The following is a 26,476-nucleotide window of genomic DNA, read 5'->3' as shown; positions in this document are numbered from 1 at the left end:
TGCCACCAACCTTCTCAAGCACATTCGTCGCAAAGTCGCGGCCCTGCGCCTGAGCCTCACCGAACCCGCCCTGACCATCGCCAAGACGTGTCCAGATCGAACCGTCCTCAGACGTTAGAACAGCATCGACATTGTTGTCGCCGTTCAGGTCTTCGTAGCTTGTAGTTACCGGTCCGATTGATGCGGCAACGGCCACGACCGGCTCGACGATCCAGTTCACGAGTTCAGGTTCGCTGGCTCCGACTTTCACAAACGTGTCGCCAAGACGGCTGCCAACCTGCAGCAGAGTTGCATCTGCGTGCAGTTCAACAGACGGATCGGAAACGGTTGCGCTCGTATAGATCAATTCATCGTTTTGGAGATATCGCACCGTGCCGTCAGCAAGACGTTCAACCGCAAAAGCGTCACCGGTATGGTAGGAGATCGACGACACCTTGAGCGCACCGGCTTCATAGATGCTTAGTGTCCCGTTTGAAGCTAGGTAAAGCGCGTAGTCTATCGAAGCGTAGCCCGGATCTCCAGGGCCGGCAGATAGTCCGATCACAGCTGTCTTGTTCGTCTGGCTGGCTGTTGTGAGGACCGTTCCCGCACCGAAAAAACCCTCTGAAGAAAAAGCCCCACCGTTCCAGGAAGTGCCACCTCCGGTTTTCTCAAGCGCATTCGTCGCAAGATCGCGAACAACATATGCTTCTGTGTTCATTTCTTCGGTGGTTGTGAAGCTGAAGCGTTCGACTGGCACGCTCGCGCCGGCAAAGCGGATCCATTTACCGCTTGCAGCATCTCCCCAGGAGATCTGGGTAAACACGCCGAGCAAGGGATCGTCAACGATTTCGATGTCGAGCTGGTCTTCGGCAATGTCGACAAATTGCAAGGTGTCGTTGCCGCCGATGGCCGTGTCGGCATCTTCGCTGATCCAGAGATGGGAGGTCTCCGGCCCGATGATGTAGGTGTCGTCGCCGGCACCACCGTCAGCGCTCTGTTCCTTACCTGCAACGCCGGCCCCTGCGTCCAGCGTGTCGTCGCCATCGCCGCCTATGAGCGTGTCGCTGCCAGCGCTGCCCGTCAGAATGTCATTCCCGGCACCGCCGTCCAGCACGTAATCGATACTGTCCAGATCTCCGGTCACGCGGTCGTTGAGTTCGGCCCCTTCAAAGGCTTCAAATCCGAGCGAGGAGAGCGCGTCCGTCACGAAACCGGAGCCCGCATCAACCACAAGCTTGTCGGTTCCCTCGCCACCAACATCCCGCGCCCCGGTCGACGTCCAGAACTGGTCTCCAAGACCATAATGAACTTCATCATCACCGGCACCGGCTGACAAGAAGTCCCTGCCACCGGTGCCAAGAAGGACTTCACTGGCGTCAGTGCCGTTGACAAGCGCCCCGCCGCTTTCCTTGACCAGCTTGACATCATCGAAACAGACAGCCGCCCCACCGCCGCTACTGCCGTACTGAATCATGACCTGGATCGTTTTACCGATCAGTTGCGGAAAGGCGTCGGCATCGAAGGACACACCTACGCGCGCAGATGTGTCGCGCTCCCCGGGCTGGAAAATCTCATCCGCCACGGTGACGCCACCGACTATTATTCTCAAACGCAGTGGCGCTGGGCCATCATCGATGCGAACCACGTGTTCCGCCGAGAACGTATAAGTCGCCCCGGCCTCGACGGCATGCGGCGTGTCCTGGCGGATATACCGGCTGCTGTGATTGACAAAGCCTATGTTCTCGCCATCCGGAACGTCCGTCAACGACCCGGCGCTTGGATCGAACACACCATTGTTGCTCGATGAATTGTACCAGCCGGAGAAATTGTTGTAGACGTGCTGACCGTTGCTGAGATTGAGCGCCTCAAAGCTGCCGTTAACGAGCGTCAAGTATTCCAGATTTCGCTGTGCGCCAGTGATTTCAAGCCTACCGTCATCGCCCATGGAGAACGAACTAACGGTGCTCCCGTCCGCAAATTCATACCGTTCAATCTGATTTCCGCTATCGTTCAGCCACACCTCACCGGTCGCGCTGCCGTCATCCCAGGAAAACACCAGAGCATCCGGCTCTGTTTCTGATGTCGCGCCGAGCGGATTGTCGGTGTCAGTCGAATAATCGTATGTTGAAAGACTGATGTCCTTGAAGCTGAGATCTTCAAATGAAACGGTGTCGAAGCCGTCGCCGTCATGCTCAGCAACGCTGACACGTCCACTATCCCGCCCAATCAAGTACTGGTCATTGCCAAGAGCACCAGCGAGCAACTGCCAGCCAGACACAGCATCTCCCGCACCGGCATCAAGAACATCGTGCCCGAGGCCACCGCGCAGATCATCGTTGCCTGCGCCGCCCAGCAATGTGTCGTTGCTTCTCTGACCATCAAGCACGTCATTTCCCGCGCCGCCATTGATCAGGTCGTGCCCGTTGCCGCCGTTCAAAGTGTCATCACCGTCAAGACCGGAGAGCCATTCGTTGGCGCTGCCGCCAGTTAGGGTTCCCGTGCCTGACGTATCCTCATTGAACGCTGTCAGATGACCGATCCAATGACTGTCGCCATCGTCAAAAGCGATGCGCTCAATCCGTTTCGTGGAGGACGTCCAACCTTCGATCGTGATTGTTCCGGTCAAAGGCGCCAGACCAGCCGCCGCAGCTGCGGCAGCTTCAGCCGTTCCTTCAGTATGGAAGCTGATGACCAGATTCGCGCCCGACAGGGAGAACGAGAGGTCACTGACGCCGATCCCCTTGCCGAACACCAGCGTGTCGCCGTTTGCGCCGCTGCCGGTGTCAGCGATCACATCGTCGCCGTCTCCGCGTTCATACGTGTAGGTGTCGTCGCCTGCACCGCCTTCAAGGCGATCGTCTCCGGTGCCGCCGGCAAGGTTATCCTCACCGGTATTGCCCTTGAGCGTATCGTTTCCTGCTCCGCCGATCAGGGCGGTGGCTTCCGTCGAGGCGATCAGGGTGTCGTCGCCATCCCGGCCGTAGATTGCGTCATAGCCCGCACCGTTCAGCGTTTCACCGGTCGCGGTGCCGATCAGGATATTGGCATCGTCGGTTTCGATCTCTACCGCACCACCGTCGAAGGAGACCTGAAGCGGGTCCTCCTTTTCCAGATCCATCAGGAAGACATCGTGGTTGGTGGTCTCGGTATGGCCGTTGCCGACCACATTATGTTCCGCCGTTTCTGCCAGATCCGCCGCAATCTGCGCACGTGTGACCGTGCCGCCGTCGAGATCCGAGAGATGGCCTTCCAACTCGTCAAGAGACGGTTCGCGCCCGAGTGTGTTGTGGTAAAGCCGCGCGACAAAACCTGCATCACTCAAAGTGCCGTACCGGACCGCATATTCGTTGGACAAAAGCAACGCTTTGGTCAGCGCCACGCGATTCAGCTGGCTGTCGGCCGCGTGTTCCACAAGGACCTCGACTTCCGACAGATCCATATCGCGATCGAGAACGGCATCGTAGATCCGCGCGGCTTCGGCGAGCAGACGCTCCTTGGCCTCGGCGTCGAATGTCTGGGTGAAGACGGCCGTGGTGCCATTCACGGTCTTTCGCATCTCCCAGGTTTCCAGGCCCAGGCCATCGACCGCATGGGCGACGATGATATGCGCATCCGTCGATGTTGCCGTGACGCCATTGCCCCAGGAATAACTGCCGTTTTCAACCGGAGAGCGGTCGATCGTCTGGGTGACGTCATCTCGAAGGATCGTTGTCTGAAGACCGTCGGCAGACGTCGTGGTCACGGAACTCCGGGTGCCCTTGTCACCGAAAGCCGTCTCGGTGATCGTGACACTGCCGTCTGCTCCAGTCACGGATACGAATGTCTTGTCGACAGCCGTATCGCCGTCAAAGTCATACGCTCGGTTAACCGTTCTGCCATCGGCGCTGACGGTTTCCTCGAAGCTGGAACGCAAAGCGCCGTTGTCGAACCAGTCGGTGCTGTTGGTCGTCGTCGACCCGTCGGCGTTCAAGGTGGTGACGGTGATCTCGGTGTTGTCCACCTCTCCGTTGCCGTCGGAATCCACCACAGTTGTCGAGTGCAATCCGTTGGCCGAAGTCGTTGTCGTGCTGGAGAATTCCAGACGGTCGTCTGCACCGCGTTCCTCAAACGTGCTGATCTCGTTGCCTGCCGCATCATGGGACATGGTGGTGACACGGGTGATGTCCGCCGTACCGTCACCGTCGATGTCAAAGGCGTAGCTCTGAGTGGCCCCATTGGCCGACATCGTCTTGGTGATAACGGCCTCGGTCGACCCATCCGCTGCCCTGTCGGTGTAGGTGACCGTTTCGGTGCGGCTGAGATCGATCTGCGTTACCATTTGAAGGTCATCAGATCCATCGCCGTCCCGGTCGAGCGTGGAGGTCACGGTGCGCCCGTCAGCGCTGATAACAGTCTGCGAGCTACGCAGGAGCGCGCCACCTGAGCCGTAAAGGCTCACCGTTTCCGTACTGCCGCCTGACGCGCCAAGCTGAAGGGAATTCACCCGGTTATCTGTACCGTCTCCGTTAAAGTCGGTTGTTTGCGCGACATCAAGGCCATCTCCGCTGGTCGTACGTGTCTGAGACGCTGTTAACGTATTTGCAGCATTGCGCGTTTCCCAGGTCTCCAGAGTCTCGCCGTCTGTAGCAAAGGTCGTGCTGAAGGATGTAGCCGTCTCGAAGCTGCCATCACCGTCAAGATCTAGGGAAGCTGTGCTGGAAAGACCGTCGTCGGATGTGATGACCTGCTCCCTGGCAAGTAGCGCTCCCGCACCGTCCCGGTGCTCAGCGGTTCGAGTCCGGCTGCCGTCGGAACCTAGGGTAATACTGGCCGCAAGGGTGCGATCATCGCGACCATCGCCGTCAAGGTCGTAACCCATCGTCCGGGTCAGACCGTTGCCGCTTTCCGTGGCAACCATCCGTGCCACCAGCGCGCCAGTTGCAGCAAAATAAGACGAAGTCGTTGTCGTGGCACCGTCATCGCCGACGGTCGTGACCATATCCTCATCGTTCTGGCCATCGCCATCCCGGTCGACATGAAGCGAGGTCGTGCGGCCATCTCCGCTGACGGTTTCAACCGTCTTTTCAATGAGCGCGCCACTCTGTGCAGCCACGTCGGTCGTCGTCGTGACCGTGCCGTCCTGGGCAATCACCGTCTGGCGTGCCGTTGTTCGATCTGCCTGGCCGTCCGCGTCCAGATCGTCGGCAAGGCTGCTCGACAGACCGTCGTCACCGGTTGCCGCGACCGAGCGGGACCAAAGTGTGCCGTCACGTCCCTTGAGGTCGTTGGTTTCGGTAACAGACCCGTCGGCATTCAGAACGCGGGTGGTGGTTGCCACCGTTTCAAAAGTTCCATCGCCAAGCCGATCGGCCTCAGCCGTGGTGATCAGGCCATTGGCACTGGTGACCAATCTGGTCTGGCTCTGAAGGCTGCCGTCGGATGCAAGATACTCCGTCAGCGTTTCGACAATGCCGGTATCGGCTATCGTCTGCGTGGTCCGGATATCCGTATTGCCGTCGCCGTCGACATCTTCGGTCGTGACGACAGAACGGGAATTGTCGGTGACGCTTCGCGTCGATGCGCTGCGCAGAAGACCAGCGCCATCGCGCAGTTCGCTGGACACAACTGTCGATCCGTCGGTGTTCAGAACCGTCGTGGACGTCTCGACAAGATCATAGGTTCCATCACCATCGGCATCGGTGCTGACGGTGGTCACGAGACCGTCGTCGCTGACCTCCGTCCGGGTCCGGCTTAAAAGCGTATTATTCGAAGACCGGATATCCACCGTCGCGGTGGTGCCGCCGTCGCTCTCCAGAACGCTTGTCTCGGTGACGACACGCTCAAAAGTGCCGTCTCCGTCGCTGTCTGTCGCCGTGCTTGTCTCCAGCCCGTCATCGCTGACAGTCACAACAGACGCGCTTCTGAGCGACTGATCTCCGTTCAACGTCTGTTGCGTGGTTGTTTGGCTGCCATCAGCATTCAAAACACTTGTGCGCGTCGCCGTAACGTCAGCGGTCAGATCACCGTCAAGGTCCGTTGCCGTCTCGCTCACAAGACCGTTGGCGCTGGTGCTGGTCACCGTCTGCCCCAGCACCGTGCCGTCATTGGCCGTCACCGTCTCGGTCAGTGTGATCGCCCCGTCACTGCCTTCGTTCCTGACCGAGAGCGAATCGGTGTTGCCGTCGCCGTCCCTGTCGACCGTGACCGTGCGCACGCGCCGGTCGGCGCTGTCATGCACAATTGTCCGCGCCAGCAAATTCGTCTCATCACCGGCATAGCTCGACGAAGTACGCGTGGTGCCGCCATCGGTCTCCAGAACCCGCGTCTCGACGGACTTTTCCTCATAAGCGCCATCGCCGTCAACATCGGTCCGGACTGTCGTCGTCAGTCCGTCCGCGCTGGTGACGGTCTCGCTTACAGTCCTTAGGGACTGATCCTGATTGCTGGTCGTAACCGTCCGTGTGGAGGTGCCGTCGCCATTCAGAACCGTGACGTCGGAAACGCTCAGATCCGTGTCGCCGTCAGCGTCTGCATCGGTTGTAACGGTCTTCGTCAGACCGTCGGAACTTGTCGTTGAAGTTGTGACGGCATTGACGGACCCATCCGCATTACGTGTGTAACTTGTCGCGATTCTCTCATTGGTTGTAGCACTGACCGCAACAGAAGACACAAGGTCCGTAGACTCAAAACTCCCGTTCTGGTTGAGATCCGCCCAGGTTGTGGAGCTGACCTTGTCCGCGCCGAGCGTTTCCTTCGTTTTTGCCCGCACCGAACCATCAGTGTTTGTCACCGTGACCACCGTCTCGCGGCTGTCATCGGCATTGATCACGGTTTCTTCGACGGTCTTGACATCAATGTCGCCGTCGCCGTCCTGATCGAGCTCGGTCGTCTTGGTCAAGGCATCGTCCGACTGGACAGTCGTCGAGCTGCTGCGCACCGAGCCGTCGCCGTTCTTGACGGTGAGCACGGAGGTCGTAACACCATCCGGGGCAACGGTGATGGCCAGGTCCTCGCGCGTGTCAGTATCGCCGTCGCCATCAAGATCGCGCAGGATCGTCTTGGTACGACCATCCGCACTGACATCTTCCTGAACATGCGCGCGCAGGGATCCGTCCCGGTTGGCGGTTGCCACGGTTTCGGTACGGCTGTCATCGACATGAACCGTCACCGTGTGGGTCACGGTGGTGTCGGCCAGTCCGTCGCCATCCCGATCCGTCCCTTCGGTGCGGACAAGACCGTTGACCGAGACGGTTTCGGAGCGGCTGGTGATCACCGAACCGTCCTGCGCCAGATCGCTGAGCACGATCGTCCGGCTGCCGTCGGCATGCTCGGTGCGAACCTCGCGCTGGTCGAACCAGCCGCCCCCCATCAGGTCGCGTTCGATGGTCTCGACCTTGCCGTCCGCGCTCGTCGTCGTGACAATGCGGGTTTCCAGCACCGCCGTTGCCGCAACGCTGCCGTTGAGATTGGATTCCGTTTCGGTGCGGCTGCCATCCGGATTGACCACCGTCACGATGGTCTGGATGCGGTCGGTCACCCCGTCGCCATTGTCGTCATAGCGGTTGGTGATATCGAGCCCGTCCGGGCTGAAGGTCGAGTGGATCTCATAAGCCTTGCTGCCATCCGCCGCATAGGCGGCCGAGGTCAGCACCCGGTTGCCGCTGCCATCGGTTGTTTCCACCTGCTCGACCCGGTGTCCCTGGGCCTCGGAAGCCAGCAGCATGTCGCCGACCGTGCCTGTGGTGCCGTCGGAGCGTTTGAAGGTCGTCTGTCCGGTGATCACCGAGCCATCGGCAAGCTCGATATGGGTTGCGTCCGCCGTCAGGTCGAGTTCCGTAATGCCAAGCTCGGCCAGGGTTTTCGAGACGAGCGACCCATCCGCATTGGTCACCATCAGTTTGAATTTGGAAAAATCCGTATCACTGGCGTTCAGGACGCCGTCGCTGTTCGTGTCGAAGACGGAGGCCAGGGCTTCCAGATCACTGGTTGCGGTCGGATCCCACTCGGTGAAGATAAACTGGCGCTTTTCGGTGATCTCGTTGCGGCCGTCAGGGTCAAAGTAAAGGATCCCGTCCCCCTCGCCCGCCCAGGCCGTGCGGCGCAGAAACCCATCGCCCTCAGAGTCGAGGAATACGGTCGACCGATCCAGCGCCGTGACCTCGATCCCATCACCGTCAAGATCAAGAAGAACAGGCTTGCCGTTGCCGTCGCCATCGCCGCCGGATTCGCCTTCGCTTTTGTTGTTTCCGTACTTCCCTTCGGCCTCCGCGCGATTGTGTTCGCGTGCGCTGACCTCACCATCATTGTCGTAGTCGCCAAGGCCACCGCTGCCAATGCCCGTCTCCCGGGAACGGGTCGTGTCGACGGTCGAGCCCTCCGAGTCACGGCCCGAATCTCTGTCCGAGGCCGACGAAGCAGCAAAGTCTCTACCCTTGTCGCGACCGTGTTTGATCGACGCTTCCAGACGGGAAAAGTCTTTCGCACTCATGAAAGCGGACGTCCAGCCAACACCAGACTTATCTATGTTTTTCGCGCGGTATTCACTCCATGCCGCAGCATTCACCTCGCGGTTTGTTCCGCCCGCAGCCGCAGCACCAAATGCAACGGCTTCTGCTCGGCCTTGAGACGTTGAATCATAGGATGAGTTTTGGTTCGCTCTGTATCCAATGACCGCATGCCCATTTAGCGGCACAACTCCCTCAAGTTGAGTAACGGCAACGGCATTTCCACTAGCAAAATTTTCTTTCTGATACTCAAACCCTTTCCCATCTGCCCAAGAGTCATTGTGGACTCTTACACCACCGGCCACATAGGTATGGAATTCATCAACTTCAAAGTTGTATGTTTTCCAACCTTTCTTATAAACAGGCTTAAGCGCAAGACTTCCGCTCTCCGGGTAATAGTAACCTTCACCCTGTTCGAACATATCTGCGGTCTCTGCGGAATAAACAATACGTTCTGAAGTGACTTCGACTTCTGTGCCGTCGGCTAACACCAAAACTCCTTTACCGCCTTGAACTAGACTATCGATCTCACGAAAGCCGCCATTCGCGGAGAGAAACTGGTGCTCTGGTGTCGTCACCAGTTCTTTTTCTTCACCGTTGTCTACCCAACACAACCTAAGCCAAACATCTGTTATATTTTCGAAAACCCGAACGACTTTTCGCGGCAACAGCGCTCCCCGACCCAATTCAACTGTTGAATCAAATGAAAGAACGGTATGGCCAGGGCGAATTTCCTCAATAGGCAACGTACCAGACGACAAAACAATCGGAGTCCCGCCAGCAAAGCAACGATCTACAAATATTTCTTCTAATCTTCGAACAAAATCGGTAAGATCCGCTTTTATATTTGACTGATGCTCCAAACTACCTAAGATAATTCCAAACTTTGCAACCCCTTCCGCTCCAACTCTAAACTTGCCGTCCTCGTAGTGTAATCCTGCGTTGCCTTTGACTGAGTAGCCCTGCGCCACCCCCAGCGCAGTCCAAAAGTCCCCCTGAATAAACTGAGCACCGACAAACGACTTGAAATCATCAACCTTCAAGTTTGGCAGATCAATTTTGCTGCTGAAATTGAGCCCAAAGCCCCTAAAAGCACCCGAAAACTCAAGATCAACAACAAATGTGTTGGGATCCGCGGACAGCGAAACGATCGCCCCTGTTCCTCTCTGACCATAAGTTACAGTTCCACCGATATCAGGAGCATAGTACTCATCATTCACGTATTCTTCTCGTATAGTGTAGTACGTGTCTGGAATATTGTATTGACCAATATGCGAGTGCTTCCATATGGACCCATCCCAGATGGGTGTTTCTTCCTTCGAGCCGTATAGTACGAGGGCTTCACTTTTTGCTCCAATTTTTACTTTGCTACCGCCAGCCATATGCCCCTCCTAAAATCTGCGCATTAAAATGATGAAAATTGACAAAAAAACCAAAGCGTACACAATCAAAACATAATATTCTATCTTTCCATCAAATAAATAAGCAATAAAAAAAACAATTGGTACATTTATTAGAAGTAAAGCGGATCCATATATCAATCTAAGCATTCTAAAATATCTCCGACCAAAATCCAAAAAAGAATACATTCCTACTTGAGCGCTTCTTGAGACAAATAACCTCACAAAAAACTAACAAGGACAACGAATCACCAAACATATATTTGAATACTTCAAGATATAAAGTTAAATATATGAATTTTTTAATTCTCTTTTGCTTTTAATTCCCACAAGAAAACTGATTATTAAAAAATAAAAATCAAAGAGACATCTCATTTTCACCAATACTACTTCTATCGAAATTTTCTTCTGAGCTCTCAAGTAGATATCGAAAATCGATAAGAATTTTTGCGTATTAAACGAAATAAATGACGGGCACTTGAAACTATTTGTTCGCACAATCCACCTTACAACCAACATGGATACAACAAAGGTTGTAGAATTATACACCATAGATGTTTTGCACATAACTCCCCCCCAATGTCGCAAACCCACAGCGACGAAAAAAAATGTCGCTCTCAGCCACGTTTATTCCATTCGTCACATGCACCATTACGTGCGCGCAACGCCGCTCCTTTACCCAATGCCGGACCGCCTGCATCAGCCGGAGAGCAACTTTACCTGCGAGCACCTTCCCGGAGAGCTGCTGGCTGATATTCAGCGTCTGCACTGTTGCAATCAGCGCTCCAGACCCCAGGAAATACTCCCCCGCAAGAACCGAGGCAAAGCCGTAGAGGCCTTCTTCTGCAAGTGGCTCACTGCCGGCTGGAACGGCATAGATCAGCCCGAACCGGTTCGGCTGTGCCATCGCCTTGTCGAAAATCGCGCGGGCTTTTGCTTCAGAAAACGGAATGTCACGGAAGATCGTGTTCTGATGCGCTTCACGGGCGAGATAGACACCAGCGCGATAGTCCGCCTCGGACTCCTCCGCCAACCGGACCACCATATTGCCTTTGACCCGCGCCGTGTCGGCCGCGCCGCCGAATAACCTGGCATCCACCGCCGCGCCACCCGCCTGCACAGCCGTTCTCGTTTCGCCAGGCACACTTTCCCTGTGCCCGGAGAGATCAAACTCTCTTCTGTCCACCTTGCCCCAGTCCCCTGCCGTTACCGGATCACGCATCCTGCTAAGACAACGCCTTCGGTCAGAGCCATCTTTCAGAAATATTTGATAGCGTTAAGAAAACATTAGCAATAATGCGGAGAGGTGCGCAACCAGATTTTTGCGATTTTCAGTTGAAATTTTGTCGCAGCGCCTTCGGTCCCATCGGCAAGTCATTCACGCTCGTGCGCGCGGTTCGCGGGCAAACGCCTGCAAGCTGTGAGGCGCTTTCCGGCGTGTGCCCGCTGTCCATCAAACGGACGAGCCGCACTCGACCAAGAGGCGTCAATCGGGCATTCTGGTAAATGTTCATTCGGCTGCTCCGGGAAGGCGTGAAGTGTGGGAACTCCAGTCTCCTCGTAAAGCCCCGAAGGGACAACCTGTTGAAAGCTCACACCTAGAACCTCGGGCGACAATGGCTTGGAGTGGGCTTGACCTGTTTCAAATGCGTGACGGTTCTTGCCCGCTTTTTGCCCCACACCGGGAAGACCGGCATTTCCAAGTTCGTGCCGATTTGCTAGCGTTTGGAATGTTCCTTGTCCCAACGCGCTTAACGACTTCTGCCAGATCCTGCTGTGTCCACGCGGTCTGGCTCAGCTTTGCGGTTGTCCTGCTGTCTGTTTCCCTGGCAAAAGCGGAGCAAGCGCTCGTGCTAACGATGGCAGACAATGCGGCCCCGGCGGAACAGGCTGCCAAGTTCGTTCTCTCCGCCTATGACATTTTGGAGATCCCGGTCAAGATTGTCCGCGCACCGCACTCACGAACCTTGCTGATGGCGTCCAGTGGACGGGCCGACGGTGAAATTGCGACCAGTGCTGCGGTGGAAGACAAATTTCCAACCCTTATGCGCGTCAATGTCCCGCTTGTTGCCATCCCCGTCATGGTCTTTGTATGTGAGGACGTGGGGGAGGATGCGCTCTTCCGGGCCGCCTTGCCGTCCAAGCGCGTCGGCCGCCTGTCCGGGGCCGTGGTTCTTGAGACCCTGACACAAGACTATGAAAACGTCTGGACCGGCGAGACCTTCGATGAACTGTTCGACATGCTGAAGGCCGGGCGTCTTGATGCGGTTCTCGGCCCCAAAGCCGTCCTGAAGAAATATCGGACGAAACATGACCTGGACTGCATTCGGCACCTGCAAACCCCGGTCAAAACCGTGCATCTCTATCATTATCTGCACGAAAAGAACGCAGCCCTTGTTCCCCTGATTACCGAAGCGCTCAAGCAGGTCACACATATGAGCCCTCTGGGCAACTGAAGCACCCGGGCGAACCGGGCATCAAGCGGTCCGTTCGGACGCGGATTTCACAGTCTTCTCCGGTCTTTGACGAAGCTACCTGGCAGAAACAGACCTGACGGGGTTTGTTTTAAGGCTTTGCCACCAGCACACCATCTTCCAAGGCCAACGTGCGGGTGCCAAGACGGTCCCGGAAGGTCGCGTCGTGGGAGACGATGATCATGGCCTGCGGCAGGCCCGACAGAATTTCGATCAAACGGGCTTCATTTTTCCCGTCCAGGGCATTGGTCGGCTCGTCCAGCAGCAAAATATCCGGGGACATGGCCAGTACCGTCGCCAGACTGACAAGCCGTTTTTCGCCGCCCGACAGCTTGTAGGTTATGCGCTCTTTTAGCGGGCAAAGATCCAGCTCGGCCAAAACACGGTCAACGATGTCCGCCGCCTCTGCCCGGCTCTTGCCCAGATTGAGCGGACCAAAGGCAATGTCTTCGGCAACGGTCGGGCAAAACAGCTGATCGTCCGGATCCTGAAACACAAACCCGGCCCTGCGCCGGACAGCCTGAAAATCCGATTCAGTGGCACACTGCCTCCCGAAGGCGCGGATAGTGCCTGCCTCAGGCACCAACAGTCCGACAATCAGGCGCAGCAGTGTGCTTTTGCCAGCCCCATTGTGGCCGCTGATCACCAGCCGTTCCCCTTCTGACAGGCACAGGGACGCGCCTTTGAGAACAGGTGTATGGCCGGGATAGCCAAACCGGAGGCCAGTCAATTCAAGCAGCGGCGCCAATCGTTCCCTCCAAGCCCAAGAGACAGAGCGCCAGCAGGACTGCGCCCCCAGCGAACACGCCGTCCCGGCCGGTGAACCGCATCGTGTCGAGCAACGGGAGCCCTCCGGTAAATCCCCGGCACTTCATGGCTGCAAGAATGCGTTCGGACCGGTCAACTGAGCGCACCAGCATCATGCCCACCAGATAGCCAACAGATCTATAGGTGTGCAGCGAGTTTTGCAGTCGAAAGCAGCGCACCTTCATCGCCCCGCGCAAGCGCAGGTATTCCTGATGCAGCACGTCGATATAGCGCACGGTGAACATCAGGAGATGGACCAGTGTCTGTGGCATTTTCAGGCGGTTCAGGGCATGACCAAGGGTCACCGGTTCAAGCGTTCCCACAAGCACCATCAGCATGAGAATGACGGCATTTGCCTTCAGGGCAATCTCCGCCGCCCGGGCAAGCCCTTCTAGGGAAAAGCCGAATCCGAACACAGTGAAAAGCGGTGAGCCTGGAACCGTGAAAGGCAACAGCACCAGCATGAAGACAACAAAACCGTCCATCGCCGCCATTCGCCGCAAGGTTGCCTTGACCGGAATACGGGCCACCAGCAGACCTGCAATGGCAACAGCTAACCCGAGGGGCAGCACGGCGAGGCTCTTGAGGCTGACCATCAGAACCGCAAAGGCGGCAGCCGCCAGAATGCGGGTGCGCGGGTCCAGCCCGTCCAGACCCGTTTTGACCTGGACTTGACCGGAGCGGACGAGACCCGGCGCCCCGGTGGAAACGAGGTGCCCCATGCCTAGGCCTGCCCCTCCGCCTGAGCCAGCTTGCGCCGTGCGGCAAGGTAGAAAAAGAGGCCGAACAGCCCGGCAATGTAGCCGATCCCGCCCAGAATGGTCTGGAAGTCGTTCTTTTCCTTGTAGGCGGCAATCTCCCGCCTCAAAGGTGTCACCTCCTTGTGGATCATCTGCCGTAACTGCTCCCGGTTTTCTTCAAGTGCTGCAAGGGAGGCTTGGCCTGCCTGTTCCTCAACCGTCTGTGCGGTTTGCCGCAGGGCTGCCGGGCGTGTTTTCTGTGGCCCTGTCCCCGTTTCACCCCCACCAGTATTTGCCGTCTGACCGATCTCCGGAAGGTCTTCCAGCTCCATACGCACTTGGGCGATGTGACCGGCCCCGAGATTGGCCTTGAAGACATGGACAACCCGCTTGCTGGGCGTGAAGGTGAAAAAGCCATCGCTGTCAGTGATCGCCTCGCCCAGTTTGGCGCCATCTTCGTCAAAGACTTCAACCAGGGCACCTGTGGCCATGTCGCCGTTGGAAAACCCGATTTCCCCCTCAATCACGTCCCCGTTTGCAAAAACCGAGGCAATCACCTTGTGGGCCTGAGCCGGGAGCAGGCCCATGCCGGCAAACAAGAGGCCTGACAGCAAAAAGATGGCAGCGCGTCTCATGGGGTCCTCCTGATGGGCGAGTGAAGAGCGGAAAACAGATCCGGTTTGACCCTGCGCGCCAGATAGACGGCAAAGCCGGTCAAAAGTCCCTCGACGGCCACCACCGGAAGATGGGCGAAAAACACCAGTTTGGCGGCCGGAACGAATTCCTCTCCGCTCAAGGCCAAGGCTGCGCCAACCAGAAACGTCGTCAGAACAATGGCAAGCGCCCCGCCCGCCCCTCCCCAAAGAGCGGCCACCAAAGGCGACCCTCTGGCCGCTCCCCGGCCACACAGATAGTAGACCGCAACAGCAGGCAGCGCGATGTTCAACGTGTTGACCCCGAGCACGGTGAGCCCGCCAAAGCCGAAAAAGGCAGCTTGCAGCAAGAGGCCGACAAACAAGGCGGGAAAAGCGGCCCAGCCGAGAACAAGCCCGGCCAGACCATTCAAGATGAGGTGGACACTGGAGGGACCGACCGGCACATGGATGAGAGAGGCGACGAAAAACATCGCACTCAGCACCCCTGCCGCCGGGATCTTCTCCATGGGCAGGGCGCGCAGGCCAAGGGCTATGCCCCCGGCCGCAAGCCCTGCACCGCCCAGAACAACCGGCATCGACAAGGCGCCATCAACAATATGCATTGGTCTCCCTCCGCTATGTCCAGGAGTTTTAGAAGCTATCGCGTTCATCGGGATTCAATTCGTGTTGTCTTTTGTGTCGAAATCTCTGATTTCAGGCTGCGAAAGGCAAATCCGATGAAACGCGCTTTGCTCTAGTCGACGTCGTAGGCGCGGATCCAGATCACCGCATCCTGGCTGAGTTCCTTGCCTTCATGCTCCTTTGCAGGACCGGAGCCCAGAGCTGCAAATCCCCAGAACCCGGCCTTCGGGATGCCGAAAGTGAAATAGCCGTTGTCATCGGAGATTGCGACGATGCCCCCGCCCGGCAGGGGAGACGCAGTTGGTGCGGTGGGGGTGTTGGCATCCATGTCCGGCTCTGCGGCCATATACTCAATCTCGATCTCCGCTCCGGCCACAGGCTTGCCCTCTGACAGGACCCGGCCGGAGAAGGTGGAACCGGCCACAATGTTGGTCGGCCGGTTCAGCGGCAGGATTTCTGTCGCAAGCCCTTGCGGCTCCATCCAGTCCGTCGGGATCTCGTTCCTGGTCACGTAGGATTTCGTGATCTGCTGGATATAGATGTCTTCACTTTCTTCATAGTACGGTGCAGGTTCCACGACGAGCACATAGTCCCCGCTGCGTTTAACCGGAAGCGTGACGTCAAAGGCTGCGGCCTCATTTTCCGACCCGGAAAAGGTGATCGGCTTCAGGCTGTCCTTCAGGTCGATCTTCTGGCCGCGATGCACGGCATAAACCTCAAGGGGCTCGGCCATATCCATGACATGGCCGTTTTCGAACGGATGCCAAAACAGGAGTTTCACCGGGACATCCCCGGCTTTGTCCAGATTGACCTCAGGCGTATACGCCAGCTGAAAATGGGCCTGGGCAGCAAAAGGGGTCAGCAATGTGGCCGCGCAAAGCGCACCAAGGCCAAGCTTGCGAAGTGTCATATGACGTCTCTCTCAATGGGCCACCGGGACGGATTGCCCGGTCTGGTCGACTGAAAGGACGGTCGGGGAAAGAAGCGGAAAGCGGATGGAGGGTGTCCCGCCGCTTGGCCGCGTGACGCTCACCCCGGCGTCCGGTTGCGGTGTCAGGTCCGGCTGGCCGGCCATGACAATCAGCGGCAGGTCTCCTGGCTTGCGGGTCAAGGCATCCACCGGCCTTCCCGGCGCGCGCTTGCGCCAGTGGCTTTGTCGGTTTCAGCTCACCGCCTACAGTTGCGGGGGCAGCCACGGCTTTAGTCCCTGATGGGTACGCTTCACCGTGTTCCCTTTTAATCCCGGTGCCAGGATCTGGCGCCGGAAACCGTTGACCTGGCATTTTTGGCCCTGATCCAGCAGCCTTGTCAATCGTCTTTCTGCAAGAGACTTTTGGCATGCGCCTCGCTGGGCAAGGCCAAAAAATAAGTGGCGGAGCCAGGCTCCGCCACTGAACAAGATTAAAAAAAAGTCCTGGATCAAAGGTTTGGCGCGTCCTGCCTGTTCTGGGCATTCAGCAAAAAGGTCTGGTGCGGTGTCCCGCTAAAAAACTGTTTCCCGCTCCTGTGGAGCGTGCCGCGAACCTTGAGCTGTCGTCACATTTGCCCGGGTCAAGAAAAGTTCTGATGTCAGGCCGCGGCGGGCAAATCTGTCCTAAGCGCTATTTTCACTAAACGATGGGGTAGCCGTCAATGACGTTACGGTAAAATCCGGCAATGTCTTTTGACGCCTCAAGGTCCGGATGAAATTCGTCTGTCCAGCGTCCGCGCACAACATTGCGGATGTCGACCAGCGTCACATTCGGATAGAGCGCATCAATCTCCTGAAGCATGGTGTAAAACCGGTCGACCAAAAGGTGCAGGATACCGGAGATCAACTTCTTGTCCGCCTCGATCCTGAAATTGCGCTTCACAAAAGGCCGTCCGAACCAGGGGCCATCGCTATGGGCCACCGGGTAGTCATAGCCATGGACGAGGATTTGTGTCCGCGGCGCTTTTTTCAAAACATAGCCGGCAAGCTCGTGATAGCCCTGTCTGACCTTCTCCAGCACTGCGTCAAGCCGGTCCAGATTGAGGAAATCCTCCGCTCGATCCGATCCGAGCGCCGCGCTGCGGTCTTTCAGCAGGCGGGTGAGCGCCGAGCCACCCAGAAGCTCATTGGCCCCGCCGGAAAAGACAAAATAGTCATAAACGCCTGTATCTACATGAATGCGGAACGGTTTTTTCGCAATCACTTCGTCAAAAGACTGCTCGGGCCAGGCGGTGCTGGCGGTGTGGTAGTAATTTTCAAGAATATCGAAAAAGGTTCTATTGTAGCCCAGGTAGCGGGAGACCTCGATCACCACATTGATCCAGGCATCGCCCCCGGCGCAGACCCGCAGCGGAGACCGGCGGATGCGGACTGGGGCGCTGTCTTCCCCCTTGCCCGATGCGGACCACTCGATGGCGACCTGTTCCTGGGTCAAAGGCACCCGGTTGTCGTCCAGAATATGATAGGTGAGACACCGGTTGGGGTCTTTCTCATAGCGCGTGTTGTTCAGAACCGTCGCTTCCAGAATATCAACGTACATGACAACCTCCACTGCCCTTGCCGACCGCTGCCTCTGTGCTGACGTGACCTGAGGAAGCCGGTGCCTTTGACAGGCGTCGAGCCTGCCCAAGGATGGTCGATGGGGCCGGCTTCCTCACTTCGGGCCCCTCAGGGCCCGGATATGTCACATCCAAGCCGGGGGAAGACGCATCACCTCCCTCCCCCTTGGGCGTCCGCCGGTTCTGAAACCGCGCTGCAGATGCCCGCGCTTTTTCCAGCTGATCAATGTTCTTTGGCTCAAACGGACCCGTTTGAACCGCCATTGACCCAGGAAGACCCGGAACACGACCTGAAATTGTAGTTCGCCCTGTTCCGAAGATGAAACCCAAACCGCGTCTGGCTTCCCTTCCGTTAAGAGTAGTATTTACAATATCCGCTGCTGTGATGCGCGTGAGTAAAGCGTGAAAAGTCCGTCTCACAAAACGAAAGGCCCGGTCAAAACCGGGCCTTTCAGAGTTTTTTCATATCTCCTCGTTCAAAGAACAAGAAATTTTCCAAGCCGGGCAGAGTCTTCCACACTTTGAGATTGGAGTTCTGTGCTCTCGATAATGGAGAGATAGTTGTCAGCCTCCGCCTGCCGCACCTGTTCATCGGTGCATCTTGCGAAGGCTTCGGACAGTCTTCGGGCCACCAGGGGCGCGGCCACGCTGGTTCCCTGGACCAGGGCATAGGACCCGCTGCGTGTACCCGCCGCCAGAATGCCGGGCACCACATGGGACCGGTCCGACGGCGCCGTACAATCGACCTGGCCGACCAGATCCCCTGCCCCGGGTTTGCCGGCGGAGCTGTATCCGGACGGCACCGGCTGGGGCCTGCTCCAATCGGTGCCCGCAGCCGGACGGCAGCCGGAGACAATCAGAGAGGAGGAGGCAGCTGCCACACCGTTCATCGAGCCAAAACGCTTGACATAGCTGCATGGCACATCCCCGTCAGCTTGACCACCTGTGTCATCCACGACCCTGTAGTTGTCATCTTTCAGGTAACTCTGCCGGTTGCCCTTTCGAAACGCTTCCAGATCAACATCCCTTTGCACCCACACATAGAGCGGACCATGAAGTTCTGGAGCGTCCTGAGACCGGCTGAGAGTAACTTTCCACTCCCCCGCTGGCCCCGCTGCAAGACCGGCCGTTTCGGGTTCGCTTGGCGCAACAACCAAGGTCACACGCCAGCGGCCCAATCCTCTGTGGTTGTCCAGACAGATCAATCCGACAGGGCTCCCAATTGGCGGATCTCCAGCCCGCAACACCTCAAAGCGCCTTGGGTCACCGTCTTGGTGTGATCTGTCCGGCGTCAGGTCCATGCTTGCTTTAACCGTGCCGAAAGGCGACTGAACTGAGATGGAAAAGCCTTTTGGATCGAGCCCATCAGGAAACCAGACTTCCAGGTAGTTTGACGTCCTGTCATTGGGCTGAATTACCCAACGGAATGAAAATTCTCCCGCTTCCAAATCCTTATCCGTGACTTCGCCATGAAGGCGGTCCTGAAACGTATTTCCGGAAGGAAGAACAAAGGCGGTTGGCCGACCCAGCTTACGCCGAGCAGTGACAAGTTCATGAATAGCTGCTTCCAATTCGGAGTGCCCATCATGTCTGCCTGCGGAAAATCCGTAGCTGCAATTGATCGTCACCCGAATGTCATCAACGCCGTAGCCTCTGGCAATCCGTTCTGCCCTTTCCAAAATGTAGTGAACAGCTGCCAAAAGATACATATCCTTGCCGAAGCTTGACGTATCCCAGGGATACGTATTGGGCAGCTGTACCGCGATTAGACGCGTTTCTTCCGGGGGTTCGCTGGCCTTGTTGGGGTCATATCCAGCGGCGACATCCATGATATGTGCCCCATGCGTCACAAGCCGCCTGATCGCAGCTCCGCTTCCAAAACTATCTCGGGCTGCGCCAGCAGCTGCATAGAGTGCGTCCTCATCCTCGCCATGATCACGGATCAGATCCTCTATGGTCTTGCGGTCAAACTCCTTGCCAAACAGAACGCCCGGTTGCGTGTTCCCTTCCTCCTTAGGGGCAGATTGCAGCCAACAGAATTCCAAACGCGTTCTTGAGCCATCAGGCGCCCGAAAATTGCTGTGCGCAAACGGGATACCATCATCTATCACACCCAGCACATTGATGGTCTTCTTGCCCGTCGGATCGACCGATACCGCTGGGTCGGGAAACCAATCAGGTTCACCTGGCCCCGGTGCCGAGAGTTGGTGCATAGCTTGTTCTTCAACAGGAAACGCCATACGAAAGCGCGCCTTTGAAACAGCTTCTCGGTCAAGCGCTGTGCGAAGCCGTTGCATCAGCCCCTCAAAAGCACCATCGCCTTTTAAAGGGCTTTCTACGACGATCGGCCAAAACCGCAACGCAACTCCTTCTTCGGCGCCCCAAAGTGTCGGCAGCCACGGGTCAAGGTCAGACTTGAAAGCCCCCGCTTGCGCCGCTCTTGGCACATGCGGCTCCGAGTGCTCGGCCAAAGCCGTGAAATACTTCAGGTTCTTTCGGCGATACACCGGAAAGGCATATTCCTTGCCGACGCCGAAATTCCAAGCTTCATAAGGACCGCTGTAGTTCTTAATCGAAAGATCGTCTGCCCCAGCTAAGACAGAGGTGTTTGCATCAGTCATTGCCGAGCCTCCTCGTCCAAGAACATTCTACACCAAAAATTGGCGCGAAATGCTCTAGTTCATTGTTTTAGAACAACTATCCCGCTCAACTCGCCTCGGTTGAACATTTGTTGAACTAGAGGTCGAACTCTTCAACCGCGCTCTTCCAGAGCCACTCGAACTGGTCACTTTTGGCCACGGTACACAGGTCCATCTCGCTGACACCATGTCTGCCCCATTTGGACGGATCGTAGTCAGAGACCATGAAATCGGACTCGGCCTTTGCCTCATATTTCAGGCCGCGCATCTGAGCCGTGGCGCCACATTTGTTCAGAACAATCTCGCCAACCATTTTGCCTATGAGCGAGCCTGCCCAGCTGTCCACTGGATAGTGAACTCCGGCCACGGTCCGGCTTACAGCGATCCGTTCTGCCTGTTTTCGAAGCAATCTCTTCCGCTTATCCGCATCCGGGTAGTGAGATCCCGACGCATCGACAAGCCCCTCAAGCATACGGACAACAGCGAAGGCCTCTGTCGCATGGGCGCTCGGGAAGCTGCCATGTCCCGGTGTTGGAATCATAGGTAAGATCGATGCCCCGATCCGGTCCGGACGCCGAATGGCAAGATGATGCTTTACAATCATGGCGACATGCGCTGCCAAAACCTGCGTCAGCGTGATCAACTCAAGCGTCTTGCGGTTTCGGGCAGGAACAAGGCCCAAAATCATCGCAAAGTATGGTGTTGGAAACCCAAGTTGCGAAGTGATTTCAGCTGTCCGTTCCGGGCGCTGATCAATGTAGGATTTTACCAAGTCCAATTGCTTGTCAAAAACTTCCCCGTCAGGCCGGACAATGGAAAAGAAAGGTTGCGACGCCGCACCGGAGCGAGGCCGGTAGGAAAGCGTTACTGCATCGGAAGCACCTGTTTGGGTGTCCCATGTCAATTCACTCATGAAATCGCTGAGATAGATGGACGCTCGGACCCAGTCAGCCCAACTTCCCAAATTCTCAGCGGATGAAAATGCCATCTCACGGGAAGGGTGCCCGAGCTCTTCTCCCGCAACATAGCCAATTGCCTGGGCACTGGTTTGAAGACCTTGGACGGTTATGGGGTCCAAAGCCCCGCCAGCACCAGCTCCGAGCAAGCCACCCAATCCCGTGGCGTTTAAACCTCCTAACCCACCAAGACCGCCAAGACCACCAAGACCACCAAGACCGCCCAGCCCGCCAAAATATGCCATTTACGCCTCCCTTGAGAAATCAACTACTGAAAACCAACCGCACGCAGTGCACGCGCAACATTCTGTCCACTCTTATAATCGGCTGCAGGATGCGCGCGCATATATCCTTCGACCGAGAAATTCGGCTGCCTCCGCCGAAGTTCATCAGCAACAACGCTAGCCTCGTTGACCCTACCTAAGAAATACAAAGCCGTTATCTTCACTCGCAGAGTCGACAGATGCCTTTGGTTTCGATCTAATGAACTGTTGGCAAATTTTAGGGCCGTTTCATAATCTTCAGAGGCTAGATAGGCTGTGGCGCTCAAGCACTCGTAAAAGTATCTGAACGGGTCAATGGGAGACAACCGGCGGGCTTTGTCGGCCGCATAGACGGCCTGTCCTCCGGAATCTTGAAAAGCCAAAAGCGCGCCTCGAAGTAGCCAAGACAGCGCTTCGTTGGGATTCTCCTCCAGCGCATTCTCATATCTGCTTGAAGCCACATCCAGTCTGCGCAGCAGATTGTTATGTGCGAACCCGTCGATTGTCAGGCAAAAAGCGTTGTCTGGGTCGATATCAAGCGCCTTCGCCGTGCTGCTAACAGCGCTTTTCGTATCTTTCAGGGTGTCAGAGCTCCAGCCATTGACCACGCTGAGCACGTGCCATTTACCACGCCAGGCATGCACCTCCGCCGACCGCGGCGAACGGCGGAGCGCTTCGTCAAGCAACTCCCGGGACTGAGCAAAGTTGCGCAAGGTCGACTTATGCATCAGGCTCACCCCGGCCATAAGAAGCCTATGGTCTGCAATCTCGGAGATGGGACGGCCCCGAATATAGCGAAGTGTATCCGTCGCAATAGCGTTGCCGACCGACGTTACAACGTTTGTCAGCCCCTCACCGGCATGATTGATAAAATCGGCACGCCTGCTGCTGAACTGACGGGTCCACAAGATCCGCCCCGTTTCCGCATCCAGAAAGTCGACATCGGTAATCACCTCGTCTCCGGCCTGCCGGATACTGCCACAAACGCAATAGTCAACCGACAGTTTCGACCTGACTGCTTCGATATCGATCTGGCGTCCGGCCAAAGCCCGGCTCGACAGATGCGAAATCACAGCAAGCAGGTTGGAGCGCGACAAGGACCGGCAGATTTCTTCTGCAAACCAGTCTCCCAAAATCGAAAGTTCAGGATTGCTTTCAACGCTCAGGAGCGGCACCACCGTGACCGAGGGGACCGGTGGCCTTGGGACCGAAGCAGAGGGAGAACGGAACAGGGAACTGATCTGATCCGGATTGGACCGGATCGTCTCTCGCCAATTCACAAAATCCTGCGTCGGGATATCCAGCCCTTCGAGAAAAGTGCCTTGTCCGGGACGGCCAGAGAATGTGACCTTCCCCAGATCCAGAGTAACCTCGGAATTGTTGGTCGTGATCAGCTGAGCATAATATGGCCCCATGGCCGATTTGATGTCGGACAGGGCCCGGCGCAGGCTCTGACGGCCAGTGTCGTAACAGGATGCCCCCCAAAGTGTTTCCTGAAGAAATGTTCTGCTGCGGCAGCCATGGGGGGCGGTCGCCAGCAAAGCGAACAGCGCACGGGGCTTTTTGCCCGTGATTTCAAACGCGCCGGGCTCAACTGAGCGGACGATACAGGATCCGAACAGGCTGATTTCCAACACTTTTGCGCGCATGCCCCATTGCCTCGAGAAAAGTACGAATTCTATAGAACAAACTTATAGCAACTCTCCAAGCGGCTCACACTTTTTTCACACTCACAGCCAGGGAAGACCCACTAAACTCGCGCTGTAAGGACCAGACATGCGAGCGCGTGAATTGACTGAAAAAAGCTCCCTCATCGACGACGTGACAGATGTGGTTGATTTCTTTCTGGCGTGGAACACCCACCGGCAGACCATCTTGAAGATTACCGAAATCGACACACTCGACACCGAACAGAAAAAGACCCTGAACTGGCTGGTCAAGATGGCCGACCGGATCAGCCTCACCGATCTTGAAAAGGACGATCTGCGCTAGTCACCTGACTCTGACGTTCATCACATTTCCCGGCACGCTTCGAACGAACTTCAGATTCAAAAGGCGACTAGAAAGTTCAGGTTTCTAGTGTGGTTTGCGAATTTGCAATACGCTCCGGCGGGTATTGATAAAATGAGGCGTATTTCAAATTCACCACACTAGCGCAGATCGCACTTGACCGGATGTTCCTGCCAGAAGGGACATATCATACGCAACCGGAAAGTACGCTTTCGGCTGAGGCGCAAGGTCCAGAAAGGGCATAAGGCGGTTCTTTCCATGGAACAGCCATTTGCGCGCGTGACGTTGCACGCCGTTTTCGGCTATGGTCAGGCCTTGATGGCCCGAGTCGCCCGGACCGCATAACCGCCTTTCAGGCGCCCGTGGACGACAGGGCGCAACCGGTTGCAAGAGTTGACAGTCATGAAGCCGTTTCCGGCCGCTTTCCTGTTTTCGGTTCTTCTCTTTCTTCTGCCCACACCGCCCGGCCATGCCCAGGACCCAGGTGTACGGGTGCCCAATTTCTGGGACCCGAAGGCGGTCCAGGACCGGCCGGCCTCCATTCCCGACAAGATCCAGTTTCTGGCAAGCGATGCCTATCCGCCGTTTGTCTTCCGTGACCCGCAAGGACGGCTGACCGGCTTCAATGTGGATCTGGCCCGCGCGCTCTGCCAGGAACTTGGCAGTTCCTGCGCCCTCAGGATCAAGGACTTCGAAGTGCTCGTGGCTGCTCTGGACGAGGAGGAAGGCGATGCTGTCATCTCTGGTCTGGCCCGCGATCTGCCCTCCACCCGGCAACTGAACTTCACCGATGACTATCTGAAACTCCCGGCCCGCTTCGTCGTTGCCAGGGACAAGGCAGGCGTTTTTGACGAACAGGCCTTGAACGGAACCGCCATCGCCGTGGTGGCCGGCTCGCGCTACGAGGCCTTCGCCAAGCGTTTCTTTCCGCAGGCGAAGCTTCTGGCACTGGACAGCGTGTCCTCCGCCCGCGAGGCGGTGAAGACCGGCGAGGCGGATGCCCATTTCGGCGACGGGCTCAGCCTGGCCTTCTGGCTGCCCAGCGAGGCGGCAGAAAACTGCTGCGTGTTTGCCGGAGGCCCCTGGCTGGAGCCCGGCTATTTTGACCAGGGCCTGGCCATTGCCACCCGCTCCAGCGATCCGGAACGGGCCGCCGCCCTCAACTACGCGCTCCGCCAGCTTCACCAGAAGGGCATCTACCGGGAACTCTATCTCAGATATTTTCCGCTGAGCTTTTATTGAGGGCCTTCTGGTCCTGACCGGCTTCGGCAGGACATTCCGGCGCCGTGCCGGTCCTCAAAAACGGCATGCTCAGACTGAAGGCAAAGCTGTGGGCTTTCGGGGTCAAGGCAGGGCCAAGGCCGATTTCCATCCCCTCATGGCCCTTTTCCGGGGCCTCGATGTAGGTGCCGAAAAGCCGGTCCCAGACGGAGAGATAAAAGCCGTAATTGGAATCGGTCTCCCGCCGGATCACCGAATGGTGAATGCGGTGCATGTCCGGCGTGACAAGGACCCAGCGCAAGCCCCTGTCGAAAGACCCCGGCAGGCGCAGATTGGCGTGTCCGAAGACCGCCGAGGCATTGAGCACGATTTCAAACGTCAGCACCGCCTCCACCGGCCCGCCAAGGGCGCAGATCACGGCACCTTTCCAAAGGAAAGACAGCAGGATCTCAGCCGGGTGAAAGCGCAGGGCCGTTGTGGCATCCACTTCGCTGTCTGCATGGTGAACCCGGTGGATGCGCCAGAAAAGCGGCACCTTGTGGGAGGCAACATGCTGGGCCCAGACGGCCAGATCCAGAGCCAGGAAGGTCAAGACCCCGGCCAGCCAAGCGGACCAGTCCAACAGGGCGAACAGACCCCAGCCCTTGTCCTGCGCCAGAAGAGCCAGACCAGCCCCGCCGATGGGAAAGACCAGGCGGACGAGAAGGGAATCCAAAAGGATCAGCCCCCAATTGGCGGGCCAGCGCCTCCATCGGCTGCTCTTGCGTTGCCGTTTGGGCAGCCCCGCTTCCAGCAGCGCCATCAGCAAAAACACGCCGCCAAAGGCAGCCATGCGCATCTGGTCGATCCCAATCCCGTCCAAGGTCACAGTCCCCTTTTGAACCCCGCGCGCCCCGCGCAAGGCGGCTTGCCAAGCAGAGCCCGGCCCGCTACGCAGGCACATCGGGTCCCACCCTAGCGCCGGACCACGCCCTTTTGAACCGCAGACAGATCACATCCCCATGACCGAGTTTCTCTGGACCCGCCGTCCCGATGCCGCCCCCACTGCCACGCTGCTGATGGCCCACGGCGCCGGCGCCGCGATGGATTCCACCTTCATGAACATGCTGTCGGGCGCCTTGGGAGAGGCAGGCCTTGCAGTGGCCCGGTTCGAATTTGCCTATATGGCCGGCCGGCGCACCGGCGGCCCCAAAAAACCCCCGCCCCGGGCGGACAAACTGATTGCCGAGTTTCAGACCGCCCTGCAGGAGCTGATGGCAGAGTGTGAGGGCCCGCTGCTCCTGGGCGGCAAATCCATGGGCGGCCGGGTGGCGGCCATGCTGGGCGGCGGCGGGTCGCTGCCTGCCCGGGTGAAAGGCATTTGCTGTTTTGGCTATCCGTTCCATCCAACGGGCCGCCCGGAAGCCGACTGGCGGCTGCCGCCGCTGGAAGAGGCCAAACGTCCGGTGCTGATCCTGCAAGGGGACCGGGACCCGTTCGGCTCGAAATCCGAGCTGGACGCGGTCCCTTTGCCCGGCCATGTGCGCCTGACCTATCTGGAAGACGGCAACCACGATTTTGGCCCGCGCGGCAAATCCCCGGCCACGCTGGACGGCAATATCAGACAGGCGGCAGAAGCCACTGCCGCCTTCGCAGCAACGCTTTAGAAACGGGCGGATGCGGCCGTTGAGCCCGGCTCCGCCCGTCTCGCCGGAC

At 57.5% G+C, this 26,476-nt stretch carries 17 protein-coding genes, 1 pseudogene and 1 riboswitch; of the genes and pseudogenes, 4 read left to right on the top strand and 14 right to left on the bottom strand.

The genetic code is table 11. The features are described 5' to 3' along the window. From ACXAH0_RS23375 to ACXAH0_RS23365, 3 genes and pseudogenes are all read right to left on the bottom strand, one after another. A partial coding sequence (locus ACXAH0_RS23375; protein ID WP_475195475.1) for a DUF4214 domain-containing protein occupies positions 1–8,449 on the bottom strand: 8,449 nt, incomplete at its 3' end. Positions 8,450–10,406: 1,957 nt separating this feature from the next. Further along, positions 10,407–11,087, bottom strand: coding sequence for a hypothetical protein (locus ACXAH0_RS23370; RefSeq protein ID WP_475183893.1), 681 nt, complete (start codon positions 11,085–11,087; stop codon positions 10,407–10,409). 166 nt (positions 11,088–11,253) lie between these two features. Next, a pseudogene (locus ACXAH0_RS23365) lies at positions 11,254–11,379 on the bottom strand (leucine zipper domain-containing protein); the annotation flags it as partial. Between the two features lie 336 nt (positions 11,380–11,715). Here ACXAH0_RS23365 and ACXAH0_RS23360 point away from each other — a divergent pair. Beyond that, entirely contained in the window at positions 11,716–12,321 is a 606-nt protein-coding gene (locus ACXAH0_RS23360; protein WP_475195473.1) for a substrate-binding periplasmic protein, read from the top strand. 109 nt (positions 12,322–12,430) lie between these two features. Here the strand turns inward: ACXAH0_RS23360 and ACXAH0_RS23355 are convergent, their stop codons facing one another. From ACXAH0_RS23355 to ACXAH0_RS23310, 10 genes are all read right to left on the bottom strand, one after another. Next, positions 12,431–13,087 carry an energy-coupling factor ABC transporter ATP-binding protein gene (locus tag ACXAH0_RS23355; protein ID WP_475195471.1) on the bottom strand — a complete coding sequence of 219 codons (657 nt, stop codon included), beginning with the start codon at positions 13,085–13,087 and terminating at the stop codon, positions 12,431–12,433. Further along, a complete protein-coding gene (cbiQ, locus tag ACXAH0_RS23350) occupies positions 13,071–13,868 on the bottom strand; it encodes a cobalt ECF transporter T component CbiQ (RefSeq protein ID WP_475195469.1) in 798 nt (265 codons plus the stop codon). Before cbiQ ends, ACXAH0_RS23355 begins: the two co-directional genes overlap by 17 nt. Positions 13,869–13,870: 2 nt before the next feature. Then, the gene (locus ACXAH0_RS23345) at positions 13,871–14,521 is read right to left on the bottom strand and encodes a cobalt ABC transporter permease (protein ID WP_475183885.1); all 651 of its coding nucleotides are present in this window, start codon (positions 14,519–14,521) and stop codon (positions 13,871–13,873) included. Beyond that, positions 14,518–15,144: a cobalt transporter CbiM gene (gene cbiM / locus ACXAH0_RS23340; RefSeq protein ID WP_475195468.1), complete on the bottom strand. Its 627-nt coding sequence runs from the start codon at positions 15,142–15,144 to the stop codon at positions 14,518–14,520. Before cbiM ends, ACXAH0_RS23345 begins: the two co-directional genes overlap by 4 nt. Positions 15,145–15,275: 131 nt before the next feature. Continuing rightward, positions 15,276–16,073: a DUF4198 domain-containing protein gene (locus tag ACXAH0_RS23335; protein ID WP_475195466.1), complete on the bottom strand. Its 798-nt coding sequence runs from the start codon at positions 16,071–16,073 to the stop codon at positions 15,276–15,278. A gap of 12 nt (positions 16,074–16,085) precedes the next feature. Next, positions 16,086–16,274: a hypothetical protein gene (locus ACXAH0_RS23330; RefSeq protein ID WP_475183879.1), complete on the bottom strand. Its 189-nt coding sequence runs from the start codon at positions 16,272–16,274 to the stop codon at positions 16,086–16,088. Next, a riboswitch (cobalamin riboswitch) is annotated at positions 16,232–16,451 on the bottom strand. (Overlaps the previous gene by 43 nt.) Before the next feature lie 322 nt (positions 16,452–16,773). Beyond that, entirely contained in the window at positions 16,774–17,673 is a 900-nt protein-coding gene (locus ACXAH0_RS23325; protein WP_475183877.1) for a hypothetical protein, read from the bottom strand. Between the two features lie 495 nt (positions 17,674–18,168). Next, entirely contained in the window at positions 18,169–20,313 is a 2,145-nt protein-coding gene (locus tag ACXAH0_RS23320; protein ID WP_475195464.1) for a S8/S53 family peptidase, read from the bottom strand. Between the two features lie 115 nt (positions 20,314–20,428). Beyond that, complete coding sequence (locus tag ACXAH0_RS23315) at positions 20,429–21,532, bottom strand: phosphatase PAP2 family protein (RefSeq protein ID WP_475195462.1); 1,104 nt, start codon at positions 21,530–21,532, stop codon at positions 20,429–20,431. Between the two features lie 23 nt (positions 21,533–21,555). Further along, on the bottom strand, positions 21,556–23,187 hold the full coding sequence (locus ACXAH0_RS23310) for a hypothetical protein (protein ID WP_475195482.1): 1,632 nt from the start codon (positions 23,185–23,187) through the stop codon (positions 21,556–21,558). Positions 23,188–23,326: 139 nt separating this feature from the next. Here ACXAH0_RS23310 and ACXAH0_RS23305 point away from each other — a divergent pair, with 139 nt between their 5' ends. Both ACXAH0_RS23305 and ACXAH0_RS23300 read left to right on the top strand, forming a co-directional pair. Further along, on the top strand, positions 23,327–23,542 hold the full coding sequence (locus tag ACXAH0_RS23305; protein ID WP_475183868.1) for a hypothetical protein: 216 nt from the start codon (positions 23,327–23,329) through the stop codon (positions 23,540–23,542). 420 nt (positions 23,543–23,962) lie between these two features. Then, complete coding sequence (locus ACXAH0_RS23300; protein WP_475195460.1) at positions 23,963–24,802, top strand: transporter substrate-binding domain-containing protein; 840 nt, start codon at positions 23,963–23,965, stop codon at positions 24,800–24,802. On the opposite strand, the gene ACXAH0_RS23295 is transcribed toward ACXAH0_RS23300, so the two are convergent. After that, positions 24,774–25,649 (bottom strand): sterol desaturase family protein, encoded by an 876-nt coding sequence (locus ACXAH0_RS23295; RefSeq protein ID WP_475195478.1) that lies wholly within the window; start codon positions 25,647–25,649, stop codon positions 24,774–24,776. The genes ACXAH0_RS23300 and ACXAH0_RS23295 overlap by 29 nt on opposite strands. Before the next feature lie 133 nt (positions 25,650–25,782). On the opposite strand from ACXAH0_RS23295, the gene ACXAH0_RS23290 reads away from it, so the two are divergent. After that, positions 25,783–26,427 carry an alpha/beta family hydrolase gene (locus tag ACXAH0_RS23290; protein ID WP_475195458.1) on the top strand — a complete coding sequence of 215 codons (645 nt, stop codon included), beginning with the start codon at positions 25,783–25,785 and terminating at the stop codon, positions 26,425–26,427. The last annotated feature ends 49 nt before the right edge of the window (positions 26,428–26,476 follow it).

This window comes from Roseibium sp. AWQ4_290, from assembly GCF_056160985.1.
This window is presented reverse-complemented; position numbering and strand designations above follow the sequence as displayed.

Excerpts from the sequence above, each read along its gene's own strand:
- ACXAH0_RS23370 (WP_475183893.1), bottom strand. The coding sequence starts at position 11,087 with ATGCGTGATCCGGTAACGGCAGGGGACTGGGGCAAGGTGGACAGAAGA.
- ACXAH0_RS23305 (WP_475183868.1), top strand. The coding sequence starts at position 23,327 with ATGCGAGCGCGTGAATTGACTGAAAAAAGCTCCCTCATCGACGACGTG.
- ACXAH0_RS23300 (WP_475195460.1), top strand. The coding sequence starts at position 23,963 with ATGAAGCCGTTTCCGGCCGCTTTCCTGTTTTCGGTTCTTCTCTTTCTT.
- ACXAH0_RS23320 (WP_475195464.1), bottom strand. The coding sequence starts at position 20,313 with ATGACTGATGCAAACACCTCTGTCTTAGCTGGGGCAGACGATCTTTCG.
- ACXAH0_RS23345 (WP_475183885.1), bottom strand. The coding sequence starts at position 14,521 with ATGAGACGCGCTGCCATCTTTTTGCTGTCAGGCCTCTTGTTTGCCGGC.
- cbiM (WP_475195468.1), bottom strand. The coding sequence starts at position 15,144 with ATGCATATTGTTGATGGCGCCTTGTCGATGCCGGTTGTTCTGGGCGGT.
- cbiQ (WP_475195469.1), bottom strand. The coding sequence starts at position 13,868 with ATGGGGCACCTCGTTTCCACCGGGGCGCCGGGTCTCGTCCGCTCCGGT.
- ACXAH0_RS23335 (WP_475195466.1), bottom strand. The coding sequence starts at position 16,073 with ATGACACTTCGCAAGCTTGGCCTTGGTGCGCTTTGCGCGGCCACATTG.
- ACXAH0_RS23315 (WP_475195462.1), bottom strand. The coding sequence starts at position 21,532 with ATGGCATATTTTGGCGGGCTGGGCGGTCTTGGTGGTCTTGGTGGTCTT.
- ACXAH0_RS23325 (WP_475183877.1), bottom strand. The coding sequence starts at position 17,673 with ATGTACGTTGATATTCTGGAAGCGACGGTTCTGAACAACACGCGCTAT.
- ACXAH0_RS23290 (WP_475195458.1), top strand. The coding sequence starts at position 25,783 with ATGACCGAGTTTCTCTGGACCCGCCGTCCCGATGCCGCCCCCACTGCC.